This is a genomic window from Rhodobacter maris (assembly GCF_900217815.1).
GTDB classification, from domain to species: domain Bacteria; phylum Pseudomonadota; class Alphaproteobacteria; order Rhodobacterales; family Rhodobacteraceae; genus Rhodobacter; species Rhodobacter maris.
Map to the genome: position 1 here is coordinate 294,486 of NZ_OBMT01000002.1, position 14,506 is coordinate 308,991.

A 14,506-nucleotide genomic window follows, 5' to 3' on the forward strand; every position below is an offset into this window, starting at 1 on the left:
AGAGCAGATGATGAGAGGCTCCGCGCGCGCGCTTGCCCCGAGGCTGATCCGGGGGAAGGCCGATCCCGGTGCGGGATCGGCCGAAGGCGTCAGGCGCGGCGCAGGCCGGCGCGCACACGGACCCCGAGCGCCCCCAGTCCCGCAAGCAGCAGCGGCAGGGTTGCCGGCAACGGCACTGCGGGCGCTTCGCTGCCAGCACCATAGCCCACGACATCGTAGCTGGTGCCATCCACGAGCGCGCTCACCGGCGCGGCGCCCAGCGGATCGACGAAGGCAAGCTCGAACGTCAGGGAAGGACCGAATGCCGAGGCCGCCGTGCCCGTCAGCCCGTCGAAGACCATCGTCAGCTGGTCTTCTTGCTGCGTGATCGTCCCCAGCATTCCATCGAGCAGGAGCGCGCCGCCGAAGGAGAGATCGAGATAGCCCGTCGCCGTTGTCACCGGATTGGCCAGATCAAAGCTCAGCATCAGATCGAGGAGCGCGGGCGTATCGATCGTGTCACCGAACACATAGGCATCCGCCCCCCAGATCATCAGATCGCCCGCACCGTTGAAGGCGGCGAAATCGGCCGTCCCCCAGGCGAGATCAACCGTGGTCGCGGCCGAGGCCGGACCAGCCAGGGCGACAACGCAACCGAGGGCCGCAAGAAGCTTTTTCATTCTGTATCTCCTGAAGTGAGAAAGGTGAGCTCAGAAGCCCACCAGATCGAAATTCTCGATGATGGTGATCGACGCCGCGGTGACATTGACGCCCTGGACATAGATCGCGTCGTCCTGACCGTTCGGATCGTCGAGATAGACAATCACGCTCGCGCCCGATTGCTTGATGGCGGCCACGCTCACACCGCTGGCGAGGCCGATCGCATCGACCCCCACCTGATAGTCGAGGATCGTATCGCGTTCCCGCACCCCATCCAGCGCCTCGAAGCCGAAGTAGAAGACATCGGCCCCGTCGCCGCCGGTGAGCATGTCGAAATTGCCCGCACCCGAGACCAGAACATCGGCCGCATCGGTGCCGACCAGACGGTCACGCCCTTCGCTGCCGAAGACGAACTGGAACTCCGGCGCGTCGATCACCGTATCTTCGCGATAGGCGAGGTTCTGGATGCGCTCATCCCCTTCCCGGCCGGTATCCTCGATCGAGAAGGCAGTCTCGGGCGTGGAGAAGTTCGCCGCGAGATACTCGGCCAGAGCATCCTGTTCCGTGCCGTCGGCGGCAAAAGTCGCCAGACCGTCGGCCACCCCATCGGTGTCAAGCGACGGAAGATCGACCCGATCGACATCGGCACCGGTCGGGAAAGGATAGCCATCCCCGCCATCGGCCATGAAGTTGAGCGTCACCACCCGGACTGTGCCCTCGGCATCGCCCACAAGCACGCCGTCGCGCATCAGCACGTCGATGTCGTTGCCATCGGCATCGACGATTGCGGCATTGACGATGCGCGACCCGGCCGGCAGCGTCTCGTCGTAGGAGAACTGCACCCCCGAGACCTGCGGGAACTGCCCGGCCGCCGAGGGCAAGGAAGAGATCCCGTGCTCGAGCACCGCGATCAGGTCGGCGCGCGTCACCGTGACGAGGCTCAGCGAATTGTTGAACGCCAGCGCCGCCTGAATATCGGTCTGGCTGATGCCCCCTTCCGGCTTGATCACATTGCCTTCGGCATCGGTGATTTCGGCATTGGCATCGCGCACATAGTCGGTCGCCCCCGGCGGCACCCAGACCTGACCGATCGAGGCGCGGATCCCGCCGCCGTTCTTGATCGAGACCGTCACCGTGTCGTCGTAGCTCTGCGCATAGGCGAGGTTCGCATCCGCCGTCAGATCGCCAAGATTGGTTTCCTGGGTGCGCGAGCCGTCGGGATCCTCCGCGGTCGCGGTGCCCGACCGGTTGCCGTTGAGGAACACATCCGAGACGCCGAAGACGTTGCTTTCAGTCGTGCTGATCTGCTCGCCGATCGCATCGACGATCGCCTGGATTTCAGGATCGACGAGCGCCGCGGCGTCCAGATCGGCCACGCCCTGCGCATCGGTGGCATAGGCCCCCGAGACGGTCTCGTCATAGCTTTCGGGGATGATGTGGCCGTTTTCGTCGAAGTCGAGCACGAGGCGTCCGACATATTTGTAACTGCCATCGGTATTGACAACGGCGATCGGGTTGCCATCGGCATCGGTGGTGAAGAACGGGTATTGCCCCTGATCGCTGTCGCCATCGCGCAGACGGTCATTGTCGTCGAGGAGCCGGGTGTTCGAACCGCCCGCAACGATCACATCGACGCCCGAAAGCCGGGTCGCCAGCGCTTCCTCGATGCCGAGCACCTGCATATGCGCCAGAAGCACGACTTTGTTCATCGTCGGGTTATCCGCCAGCAGCGCATCGACCTCGGCCTGAATTTCGGCGGCCAGTGCATCGAGCTGCGCTTCAGTCGGAATGCTGTCGAAGCTGCCGGGCGAGATGCCGACACTGCCGGGCGAGGAAATCCGGCCCAGCGTCGGGGTGGTCGCGCCGACCACGCCAATCAGCTCGGTGGTGCCGGTTTGCTCGCTGTCGACCGTGAGCACCACCGAGGAGGTGACAGTGCCCGCCTGCGGCGCCTGCCCGCCTTCGACTTCAAGCGAGGCGAGGTTCGGATCGGTCGAGAAGTCGAGGTTGGTCGACAGATAGGGATAGGCAGCGCCGGTGAAGTCGTCGCCGTTCAGGTCGGTGCCATTGGCCGAGCCCGAGATCAGCCCCGCAAGATTGGCGGTGCCAAAGTCGAATTCGTGGTTGCCCAGCGCCATCGCCTGCACGCCCAGCTCGTTCTGGATCAGGATGTCGGCGATCCCGGCAGAACCGAAGACCGCGGCAGAGGCGGTGTAGAAAGGCGAGCCAAGGAAACTGTCGCCCGAGGAGAGCACGAGCGTGTTGTCGGCAAGGCCATCCCCGTTGATGTCCTGCGCTTCGAGCGCATTCAGAACCGCCGAGAGGCGCGGCGCATCGGCCAGCGCCGACGTCGAGGCCTCCTGATCGGAGAAATGCAGCAGTTCCAGCGTGAAGACCGTGGAGGGCGTCTCCTCGCCCGCAACATGGCCCGGCGAGCCGATCGCGGGCTCGGTGCCGGAAGTGCCCGCCATATCGTCGGTCGCAACCGCGCCGGAAGCGTTGCCCACCGTGCTTTCCGCCCCGAACAGAACATCATAGGAGGCGCCGCTCGTGCCGGGCGCCGGGATCACGGCGGAGTCGATCAGCACGCCGGTTCCGGTCGGGTTGCCCATCCAGAGCGTGACGGTATCTCCCCCCTGTCCAAGGCCGGCGCCATTGCTCCAGCCCACCTGCACATCGCTCAGGTCGATGTCATCGGCCCAGACCGACAGGAAGCGCGCCGCATCCTCCGCCGTGCCGATCACCACGATCGCCTTCTCGCCGGGGGCCAGGGTGCCAATGCCGTTGACCACATCCGCGACTTCCGGATCCGCGCTGTCGTCGTCATAGTAGAGCGCGCCCATCGTTGCGGCATCATAGGCGATAGTGCCGGTATTGGTGATCTCGAACCAGTCGGCGGTCAGATCTTCGCCATCCTGGCCAACCCAGGCTTCGGTGACACGCAAGGTCGCGGTTTCCATGGTGGTTTCCTCAAGCTGATAGATGCCGATCGAGCCGGAGCCCTCGTTGCTCGCGATATAAAGCGCGGTGCCGGTCGGGCTGGCCGCGGCCGGGATGAAGAGCGTGCCTTCGGGGCTGGTATCGCCCGGATCGCCCGCCGCCGTGACGAAGGTGACTTCCGACGGGTCGGTGACGTCAAAGATCAGCGTCAGGTTCGAGCGTTCGAGCCCGACGAAGGCATAGGTCTGGGTGCCGATCACGCCGATCGTGACCCCCTCGGGCTCGGGGCCCTTGTTGTCGGAGCGGCTGTCATCCCACAGGTCCGGGAACTGCTCCGCGATGATCCGCTCGATTGCATCGCCCGAGTCGAAAATCATCGTGCCGGTTTCATCGAGGATCGAGAAGGAGCGCGCGCCATAGGTCAGGATCTGGTCGATGTCGCCATCGCCATCGGTGTCGCCGTCGAGAAGCGCGGAGCCGGAGACGTTGAGCCGGCCGAGCACATCATTGGCCAGAAGGGCCGCCTCGTCGGGATAGGTGGCATCGTCGAGATCGAGATCCTTGAGCCGCGCGCTGTCACCCGAGGCGATAAAATCGTCACGGTCGTCGCCCTCGTTGGCGATCACGTAGTAGGTCTTGCCATCGGGCCCGGTGTAGGAGGCGATCGCGTCGGGCATGAACTGCCCGATCACCGGATTTCCGGTGGTCAGTTCGATACCGCTGTCACGGTCGGAGAAATCGGCCAGCAGCGTGGAGAAATCCTTGCCACCAAGCGGGATGATCCGGGTGAAGGTGTTGGTCGTCAGGTCGAGCACCGCAATCGCATTGGCCTCCTGCAGCGTGACCATCGCCGTCAGCCCGTCCTTCGAGACGGCGATATACTCGGGTTCCAGATCGTCGGAAACGCTCTGCCCCTCGAAGATCCGCACCCCGGCCTCGCGCAGGGCGTTTTCCTGCCCGTCGAAAGCACTGAAATCGACCTGGGTCACCACCCCGGCATCGGCCCCCGCCGAGAGGTCAATCACCGTTACGCCCCCCTTGGGGTTGAACGTGTCGATATCAACCGGCTCGCCCTCGTTCGCCACGAGGATCTTCGTGCCATCGGGCGAGAAGGTCACCGCATCGGGATGCGAGCCCGCCGCGTAAATCCCCTTGAACCCGCTCTGGGTGTCGAAGACCAGAACCTGCCCCGCCGCCGTGGGGTCGGCGGCGATCACCGCGACGGCAACGAGCGTGCCGGACGCGGCGACCGACGAGATATCATTGGACGAGAGCCCGTAGTCGGCGATCAGGTCGATCGTGCTCACGAGCACCGGGCTCGACGGATCGGAGATATCGACGAGGTGCAGCCCCGCGCTGGAGGTGACCAGAAGCAGGCCGTCCGCATAGGCGGCGATCTCGGCGCCCTGCAGGCTGAGCGAGGCGAGATGCGTGGCCGCGAGCGCCCCCGAGGCGGCAAGATCCCCGCTGTAGGTCGGGCCGGTGTAAGTGGTGACCGCAAGCGGACTCTCCGCTTCGGGCAGCGAGATGCCGAGGATCAGCGGATCATGGTCCGAGGCGCGATAGGGATCGGATCCGTCGAAATAGCTCTCGTCGCGCCCGTAATCGAGGTTGTAATCGAGCGCGTCGGCCTCGTCGGCATTGATGTTCCACTCCATCGCATCGACGATCGCGTTGAACAGCGACACCGAGGCCAGCGCGTAATCGAGCGTGCCGAGCATCGCATCGAAGAGGTAGGAATAGCCCGCCTCCACGAATTGCGCGACCACATTGACGAAGCCCGCCTCGCTGGTCAGGTAGGAGATCGGATCTTCCGAAGCATAGGCGTTGAAATCCCCCAGCAGCAGAAGGTTGTCGGTCGCCGAGCCGGTCGGGTTTGTCTCAAGCCAGGCATCAAGCGCCTCGACCGCCAGCAGGCGCTGGTTGTTGAACGCGCCCGCGCCATCGCCTGCATCGGCGTCCGCGCCGGTGCCGGTGCCGCCTTTTGATTTCAGGTGATTGACGACGACGGTCATTTCCGCGGCGCCATCGAGTGTCGCGAAGGTCGCGGCGATCGGCGCGCGCGAGGTGTCGTCGCCGTTGAAGATGCCGCCCACGGTGCTTTGCGCCAGCAACGCTGCATCGACTTCAGCATCGGTCAGGATCGCCGCCGAGGTGCCCGCCGCGAGCATCACCTTGTCGGTGCGGTAGATGATACCGGGCGCAATGGCGTCATCACCGGTGAATTCCTGCCCCGGGTCGACCCAGGCCCAGACCGCGCTGCCTTCCGCGGCATTGAGCGCGGCCACAAGCGCGGCAATCGCGATGCCGCGATCGCCCTGTGCCGTACCGTCCGCCGGTGCGAGGCCGCCGTCGAGGAAGTCGTTCTCAAGCTCGAGCAGACCGACAATATCAACACCGAGCCCGCTGATCGCGCTGACGAGCTTGTCAAGCTGGCGCTCGTATTCGGCGGTGCTGTCGGCGCCTCGCGCCTCCTGATCGAGCGTCTCGCCAACACCTTCGTTGCCGCTGCCGTCGATCGAGGTGAAGAAGTTCAGCACGTTGAAGCTGGCCACCTTGATATCGCCCGCAACGCTTGCCACCGCATCGGGGCGGGAGGCGGTGTCATCGAAGCTGTTCTGGCCGTCTTCGGTGGCGCGAATGCGCCAGGTTGCCCCCGAAGCGGAATTGCCCGCCCATTGATAGTCGAGCACGCCAGTCAGATCGGTGATCGTGTCGCCCATAGAGGGCGCCGTCGCATCGGAGTAGCCCGCGAACCCGTCGAGGTGATCAATCGGCTGGTTTTGCGTGTTCAGCCCGTCATCATAAACGATCTGCCGCCCGCCCACTTCGGCCAGATAGGCATCGTAGCCCGCCGCATCGGGGTCGTTGAACTGCGTATACTGGAAGGGACGTTCGTCCACCAGCGTGGTGCCCGCCGGGCCCGCCTGCTCGAACCCGTTGGTGTCGAACAGGGTGATCTCGTTGAACCGGTCGAGATTATATTGCTCGGTGATCGTCAGCGTCGCGGGGATGGTGACGCGCATCCCCTCATAAGCTTCCAGATCGGCCTGATACCCGCCGTCCTGCGCAAGGCTGACATCGCCGCCCAGAGCGATCACCGCCGCGGTGGGCAGGGCATTGCCCGATGAAATGACCTCCAGTCCGCTGATCGAAGAGAGCTGGGTCTGGCCGAAATATTCGCTCACCAACCCGGTGACGCGCACCTTGTCGCCGATCTGCACATCGGTGCCGAGCGCGCCTTCATAGACAAAGATGCCTTCCGAGCTGAGCGCATCGCCATCGGCATCGCTGTCTTCTTCCTGCAGGTAAAATCCGCCCAGATTGCGGGTGCTATCCGCATCCCCGTTCTGGAAGTCGCCCACCACGATCGCCTCGATCGTGACGGTCTGGCCGACCAGCGGGCTGGCGTCGAAATTGTCATTGCCGCCGACCGGGTTCGACCCCTGCGTCGTGGGCGTGCCCTGAATCGCGGAGATCAGCGTGACCTCGTCATTCAGGATCGTGCCCGTGGCAGTGGCCACGGAAATCCCAGAGCCCGCCGCCGGGTTCGAAAGCGTGACGCTGAAAGTTTCGTTCCCCTCGCGCAGCGTATCGCCCTGAACGGTCACCCGGACCTGTTTCTCGGTCTCGCCCGCGGCAAAGCTCAGCGTGCCGGAGGCGGCCACGTAATCCTCGCCCGCAAGCGCGGTGCCGTCCGTCGTCGTCCAATCCACCGCGGCGCTGCCGGTGCCGTCGCTGCGCGAGACCGTGAAAACCATCTCGACCGTGCCGCTGTCGCCCTCGGCGACCTGCGCATCGGCAATCGCAATCATCGAGAGGCTGGAGGCGCCGAAACTCTGCCCGGCATTAAGCGCGCCCGCCGAACCCGCCACAGGCCCGGTCCAGCCAAAATCCTCATAAACCGTCCCGGTACCGGACAGCTGCAGCGTTTCGCCGGTCGGCGTGCTGCCGGTTTCCGCCACGCCGATATCGGTCGAGGTCAGTCCGGCAGCCGGGCCATCGGCCGCCGTCATCACGCCTTCATAGCTGAGGAACTGCACGACCGTACCCGAGCCATCGACCAGCGCAATACCATCGGGCGCACCGTTCTGCAGGCCGGGGAATGCGAAAGAGAGCGCGCCAAAGCCCGCGCCCTCGTCGTCGATGACGCCCGAAAGCGCGGTGGTGTTGTAAACGGCGCCGCCATTGCCGTTGTAGAGAACCATCGACCAGCCGCTCAGATCGGTCCCCGCCGGACCAGCGATCTCGATCATCTCGTCGATATCGGTGCCGCTGTTGTCGTAATGAATCTCGTTGATGAAGACCCGCGTGGCTATGCCGACCATGTCATTCCCCACAAATGTTAGCGTTACGCAAACCGCATCCGGTTGCGTCTGATTTGGTTCCAGAGCGAAGGACTCCCCCGAGCACCCCAGTCGTAAACAAAAGTTAAATGCGAATCTGTAACGGGTTTATGGCTTGATCGTGCGAATCGAACGATCTCGTTTCGCACCGCAACGGCTCTCGTGCAGTCGCGGTCGGCCGGTGCCGCGCATGGCCGAACCTGCCCCGGGTTCCCCGGAGGCGACAGGCCGCAAATATCCTGCCCGGCGACGCGCCGGGATTCGGGGCGTGTTCACTTCCGCTCTGCTTAGCTTGCCCGTCGATAAGGCCTGCACTTCCCCGGCGCCCCCCCCGGGGCGTTGAAGAGATCGCGGATCATCCCGCCAATACGTTGTGGTCGCTGTCGCGATCGCGGCCGACCGAGGGCCCTGATCTGGCGGGGGCCGGTTCCGGACCGTACCTGCGTGATCGGAGACCGCCGCATCGGGCTTGAGCAGTTCGAAGCCGCCTTGCGAGCGTATTGAATCTCGCGTTCCAAAACCGGGCCGGAGATCGCAGAGGTCTAGGTGTTCGTCGTCGATCTCAGGCGGCGCAGCGCAGGATCGAGCACCTGACGCATCTGCCGTTGTTGATCACCGAGGCGGAAACGATGCGTCCGGGGCGGAAGCGGACAGGGGGTTGGGGGAAACCTATGCTTTCCTCCCAATTTCAATGGGGTGAGACCGCTCAGGCTTCCAGTTCAGCATCCCAGTAGAGAAAATCGATCCAGCTCTCGTGCAGATGCCCGGGCGGGAAGCGCCGACCAATCTGATGCATGTCCTCGGCCGAAGGCTCGCGCGCAGGCTTGCGCAGCCTCAACCCCGAGGCCTTGAGCGACTTGTTCGCCTTTTTCAGGTTGCAGGGCGCACAGGCCGCCACGACATTCTCCCAGCTCGTCACGCCGCCTTTCGAGCGCGGCACCACATGGTCGAAAGTGAGATCCCCCTTTGCGCCGCAATACTGGCAGCAAAATCCGTCGCGCAGAAAAAGATTGAAGCGCGTGAAGGCCACGCGCTTCTGGGGTCGGACGAATTCTTTCAGCACCACGACAGAGGGAATGCGTATGCTCTGCCTCTGGCTCCGCACTACCTCGTCATATTCGGCGAGGATCGTGACCCGGTCGAGGCAGACCGCTTTCACCGCCTCCTGCCACGGCCAGAGCGAAAGCGGATAATAGCTCAGCGGGCGGAAATCGGCGTTGAGCACCAGGGCCGGATGGTGGCGCAAAGCGGAGGGCTCGCGCACGAACTGGGTGCGGAACTCGGCCTTTTCGCCATGTCTGTCGCCGGTTTTCTCACCCTGTCTGGCGCCCGGCCTGCCGCCATGATCGAGCATACCCTGCCCTCCCGCCTGTCGCATGTCCGGCCGGAAAGCGGAGAAGCCCCCGCTCCTGCCGATACCCCAACTATATATGGCGTTTGCCACAGGGCAAGGCCCGCGATCTGCGGCCACCCCGCCCGGGCACAGGCTTTGCATGACTTTGCAACAGCCGCATGACGCGCTGCCCGCTTTTCGGGCAGGCTTTCAGGTCATTCCGGCAAGTGATCTTTGAGGAAGGAGAGCGCCATGCCGAGCCCTTGCGGAGAGATGCCATGGCCTGTGCCCTCCATCACCTGGGCATAGGTGGGGAATCCCGCCGCCACCAGCGCATCGGCGGCTTTCTTGAGATCGGAAAACGGCACGATCTGATCGACATTGCCATGCAAAAGCAGCACTGGCGGGCGCGCGACGGCCTCTTCGGCCAAAGCCCCGGCATTCAGGAGCCGCCCGGAAAAGCCGACGATGGCGGCAATCGGGTCCGCCCGGCGCGGCAGCACATGCAGCGCCATCATCGTGCCTTGCGAAAAGCCCACCACGGCAAGCTGCGCCGGCGCGAGCCCCTCCTCGGCAAGAATCTTGTCGATCAACGCATCGAGATCGCGCGTGCTTTGCGCGAGCCCCGCCGCGGCCTCCTCGGGCGAAGACTCGTCAAGCCACGGGATCGGAAACCATTGCCGCCCGAACGGATTGGTGATGCATTCCTCGGGCGCATCGGGCGCCAGAAAGAGCGTGTCAGGCAGATGCGGCGCGAGCGGCTCGGCAAGGCCCAGCAGGTCGTCGCCATCCGCACCATAGCCGTGCAGGAACAGCACCGCCGATTTCGCATGGCCCGAGCGCGGGGTCACCCGTCCAAGCTTCATCTCGCGTATCATGGTGCCACCCCTTCCCGTGCCTTGATCGCCGCATAATAGGCCCAGATCGCCCGCGCGGCAACCGCCCGCCAAGGCGACCATTGCGCACTAAGCGTGCCAAATTCCTTGCGTTTTGGCCGCTCTGGCAGGTCAAAGAGCAGCCGTGCGCCCTCGGCCAGCGCGAGGTCATCCACGGCAAAGACATCGGCCCGGCCAAGCGCGAAAATGAGATACATCTCCACCGTCCAGCGGCCAATGCCGGGAAGCGGCAAGAGCGTGTCGATCACCGCGGCATCGGGCAGCGCGCGCAGCGCGTCGAAATCCACGCCGGAGCGGGCGAGAGCCTGCAAATACCGCACCTTCTGGCGCGAGAGGCCGCAGGCTCGAAGGTCGTCCTCGCCCGCGCCCGCCAAAGCCTCGGGGGCGCCGTAGCCCGCGTCGAGAAGCTTGCCCCGGATCGAGCGCGCCGCCGCAACCGAGACCTGCTGGCCGAGGATCGCATCGCGCATCGCCTCGAACCCGTCTTCGCGGCGGCGCAAAGGCCATGGGCCGGTGAGATCGAGAACACGCGCAAAGGCGGGCTCGCGCGTGCAAAGCCACGCGGCGCCCTCGGCGATATCGTCTTCGGTGTGAATGATGCGTCCAACCATGGCGCCACCCTGCCCGCTTTGCGCGCCGCTTGAAAGCCCTCAACACGCGCGCTAGGGCTTGAGCATGAAAGATACATCCGGCCTTCTGCCCCCCGACCCCGCTTCCCCCGTGGCGCGGCGCAACATCCTCGTGCTGGTCGCGGCACAGGCGCTTTTGGGCGCGCAGATGTCGATGATCTTCACCGTGGGGGGGCTTGCGGGCAAATCACTGACCCCCAACCCCTGCTGGGCCACCTTGCCCTTGTCTCTCATCGTGCTGGGCTCGGTGCTCAGCGCGCAGCCGATGTCGGAGTTTATGGCGGCCTTCGGGCGGCGCGCGGGCTTCCTCCTCGCCACTGCCGCGGGCGCGATCGGCGCGGCGATCTCGGCCTATGCGCTGTCCGAGGGCTCGTTTGCGCTCTTCTGCCTCGGCGCGGTCTTCGCGGGGGTCTACATGTCGGCGCAGGGGTTCTACCGGTTTGCCGCGACCGACGGGCTGCCGGTGGCGCTGCAATCGAAGGCGATTTCCTGGGTGTTGGCGGGCGGGCTTGCCGCCGCGATCATCGGGCCGCAACTCGTCAAGCTCACCGCGCAGGCGATGGTCGTGCCCTTCCTCGCGACATATCTCGCCATCATCGGCATCAACGCACTCGGGCCGGTCCTCTTCGCCTTTCTCAAAAGCCCCGCGCCGGGGCGGCGGGCGAAGGGGGCGCCGCAGGGCGGGCGCACGCGGCTTGAACTCCTTAAAGACCCGCAAATTGCCGTGGCGATGATTTGCGCCATGGTCTCCTATGCGCTGATGAACCTCGTGATGACCTCAACGCCGCTCGCGGTTGTCGGCTGCGGGCATGAGACGACCGATGCCGCCAATATCGTCTCCGCCCATGTGCTCGCGATGTATCTGCCTTCCTTCGTCACCGGCCATCTGATTGCCCGGTTCGGGCGGGAGGTGATCGTGGGCATCGGGCTCTTCATTCTTGCCATTTCGGGGGCCGTGGCGCTCACCGGCGTCAACCTTGAGCAGTTCTTCCTTGCGCTGATCCTGCTCGGGCTGGGCTGGAACTTCGGCTTCATCGGGTCAACCGCGATGCTCTCGGCGGCGCATAGCCCCGAAGAGCGCGGCCATGTGCAGGGGATGAACGATTTTGTGGTCTTTGGCGGGGTGTTCCTTGCCTCGCTCTCCTCGGGCGGTTTGATGAACTGTTCGGCAGCCGGTGACCCTGTGGCGGGTTGGCAGGCGGTCAACATGGCGATGCTGCCGTTCCTGACGCTGGCAGGCGCGGCGCTGATCTGGCTCGCGCTGCGCCCGCGCGAAACGCGCTAGCCACGCGCCGGGGTCAGGCGGCGCAGGCCCATGGCGAGCGCCCCCTCCACCGGCAACCACGCGAGGCAATAGGCCCAGACCCAGAGCGCCGCCTCCCAGCCAATCGGCGTCACGAAGAGGCCGTAGACGGCGATCAGCGTGCCCAGAACCTGCGTCGCCTCCGTGGTGGCGAAGAGCTTGAGCGAGGGCCAGGGGCGCGACCAGAACCAGCCCTGCGCGCGGGTCACATAAAGCGTCATATGTCCCGAGACGAGCAGCTTGAGGAAAATGAGCGTCTGGATCTCCGCGCGCGGCAGATGCAGATGGCTGTCGACGAACCAGAACAACAGGAACGTCTCGATCACCCCCATCACGCCCAGCCCCCCCGCAATGCGCAACACGCGGCGCATGTCCCAGCGCACCGGGCGCGGAGAGACGGCCACATTGTCATAGGCGATCATCATGATCGGCAGGTCGTTCAGGATCGCGAGCAGCACGATCATGATCGCGGTGACGGGGTAAAAGTCATAGGCGAGGATCGCGAGTGTCATGAACAAAAGCACCCGGATCGTTTCCGCCACGCGGAAGGTGGCGTAACTTGTCATCCGCGCAAAGATACGGCGCGATTCCTCCAGCGCGGTGGTGATGATCGACAGGCCCTTGTCCGTCAACACAAGATCCGCGGCGGCGCGGGCGGCATCGGTTGCGCCACTCACCGCAATGCCCGCATCGGCGCGTTTGAGGGCGGGGGCATCGTTCACCCCGTCGCCGGTCATCGCGACGATGGCGCCGCCCTTTTGCAACGCCTCGACGATGCGGAATTTGTGCTCGGGGAGCACGCGGGCAAAGCCGTCGGCCTTGCGCACGGCGCGCGCGACCGTCGCATCATCGCCCGCAAGCAGATCACCCGCCGGAAGGATCCGGCTGCCAAGGCCGAGCTTGCCGGCGATCTGGCGGGCAATCGCCTCGTGATCGCCGGTGACGATCTTCACATCCACCCCCATCCGCTCGGTCTCGGCAATGGTGGCGGCGGCATCGGGGCGCGGCGGGTCGATGACTGGCAAGAGCCCCAAAAAGCGCCAGCGCCCGCCCGCCTCGGCGCGCGCCGCGCCAAGGGCGCGGAACCCCGCGGCGGCAAGGTCTTCCACCTGTTGCTCAACGCGTGCCCGCAGCGCGGGCTCCGGGGTGACGAGATCAAGGATCACCTGCGGCGCGCCTTTTGAAACAAGGAATGGCCCTGCTGCCCCGCTGACCTCGGCCTCGGTGCGCTTGCGGACCGGATCGAAGGGGGTGAAGCGGGTGACCTGTGCGCCCTGTTTTGGCAAGCCATCCGCCGCACGCAAAACCGCCGTGTCGAGCGCATCGGGCGCCTCGGCATTGCACGCGAGCGCCGCCGCCTGCAACAACTCGCCCGCCGTCACGCCGGGCGCGGGCTGCGGTTTTTCGACCGTGAGGCTGTTGAGCGTCAGCGTGCCGGTTTTGTCGGAGCAGAGCACATCGACGCCCGCGAGCTCCTCGATCGCGACAAGGCGCGAGACGATGGCGCCGCGTTTGGCGAGCCGCTCTGCCCCCACCGCCATGGTGACCGAGAGCACCGTGGGCAGCGCCACCGGGATCGCGGCAACGGTGAGGATGAGCGCGAACTGCACCGTTTCAAGGAAAGGATCCTGGCGCCAGATCGAAACGGCAAGGATCACGACCACCAGACCCAGCGCCGAGACGATCAGAAAATTGCCGATCCTGAGCACCGCTTGCTGGAAGTGCGAGGGCGCCGCCCCCTTTTCGACCAGGGCCGCGGTCTTGCCAAAATAGCTGTGCATGCCGGTGGCGGTGACGCAGCCGGTCATCTCGCCCATCTTCACCACCGCGCCCGATTGCGCGAGATCTCCGAGCGCTTTCTCGACCGGGAGCGACTCGCCGGTGAGCGCGGATTCATCAAGCGAAAGGTAATCCCCCGCGACAAGCTCCATATCGGCGGGCACGATCTGCCCGATCGAGAGCCGCACGATATCGCCGGGCACGAGTGCGGAAGCCGCGATCTGCTGCCATTGACCCGCGCGCTTCACCCGCGCGGTGGGAGCCAGCCGCCCTTTCAGCGCGGCAATGGCGGAGCTTGCCTTGTTCTCCTCAAAAAAGCCCACCGCGGCATTGACCAGAAGCATCGTGGTGATCACCGCCACATCGGACCAGTCGCGCAAGATCAGCGAGAGCACCGCGGCCAGCTCGATCAGCCAGGGGATCGGCCCCCAGAAATAGCCTGCGATCCGCGCGAGCAGGGATTTCTCGGCGCTCTCGATCGTGTTCGGGCCAAAATGGGCGAGGCGTGCCGCAGCCTCGGCCGCCGAAAGACCCGTCGCCGGGTCCGTCGGGGGCAGGTCTGCGGTTTTCGGGTCAGGGCGGGTATGGGCGGGGCGGCTTGGTGCGGCGGTCATCGCGGGCTCCCTTCGGGCAGCGCGGCT

General features: G+C 65.2%; 7 protein-coding genes. 1 reads left to right on the forward strand and 6 read right to left on the reverse strand.

All coding sequences use genetic code 11. From position 1 onward, the window contains the following. Window positions 1-89 precede the first annotated feature (89 nt). The 5 genes from CRO22_RS05610 to CRO22_RS05630 form a co-directional block, all read right to left on the reverse strand. Window positions 90-659 (reverse strand): PEP-CTERM sorting domain-containing protein, encoded by a 570-nt coding sequence (locus CRO22_RS05610; protein ID WP_097069137.1) that lies wholly within the window; start codon window positions 657-659, stop codon window positions 90-92. 30 nt (window positions 660-689) lie between these two features. Beyond that, window positions 690-7,907, reverse strand: coding sequence for an ExeM/NucH family extracellular endonuclease (locus CRO22_RS05615; protein WP_097069138.1), 7,218 nt, complete (start codon window positions 7,905-7,907; stop codon window positions 690-692). 724 nt (window positions 7,908-8,631) lie between these two features. After that, entirely contained in the window at window positions 8,632-9,279 is a 648-nt protein-coding gene (locus CRO22_RS05620) for an HNH endonuclease (protein WP_097069139.1), read from the reverse strand. A gap of 194 nt (window positions 9,280-9,473) precedes the next feature. Further along, window positions 9,474-10,136 (reverse strand): alpha/beta hydrolase, encoded by a 663-nt coding sequence (locus tag CRO22_RS05625; RefSeq protein WP_097069140.1) that lies wholly within the window; start codon window positions 10,134-10,136, stop codon window positions 9,474-9,476. Continuing rightward, on the reverse strand, window positions 10,133-10,765 hold the full coding sequence (locus tag CRO22_RS05630; protein ID WP_097069141.1) for a DNA-3-methyladenine glycosylase family protein: 633 nt from the start codon (window positions 10,763-10,765) through the stop codon (window positions 10,133-10,135). Before CRO22_RS05630 ends, CRO22_RS05625 begins: the two co-directional genes overlap by 4 nt. Window positions 10,766-10,829: 64 nt before the next feature. On the opposite strand from CRO22_RS05630, the gene CRO22_RS05635 reads away from it, so the two are divergent. Continuing rightward, a complete protein-coding gene (locus CRO22_RS05635) occupies window positions 10,830-12,068 on the forward strand; it encodes an MFS transporter (RefSeq protein WP_097069142.1) in 1,239 nt (412 codons plus the stop codon). Here the strand turns inward: CRO22_RS05635 and CRO22_RS05640 are convergent. After that, window positions 12,065-14,479 carry a plasma-membrane proton-efflux P-type ATPase gene (locus tag CRO22_RS05640; RefSeq protein ID WP_097069143.1) on the reverse strand — a complete coding sequence of 805 codons (2,415 nt, stop codon included), beginning with the start codon at window positions 14,477-14,479 and terminating at the stop codon, window positions 12,065-12,067. The two genes, CRO22_RS05635 and CRO22_RS05640, sit on opposite strands and share 4 nt — an antisense overlap. Between the last annotated feature and the right edge of the window lie 27 nt (window positions 14,480-14,506).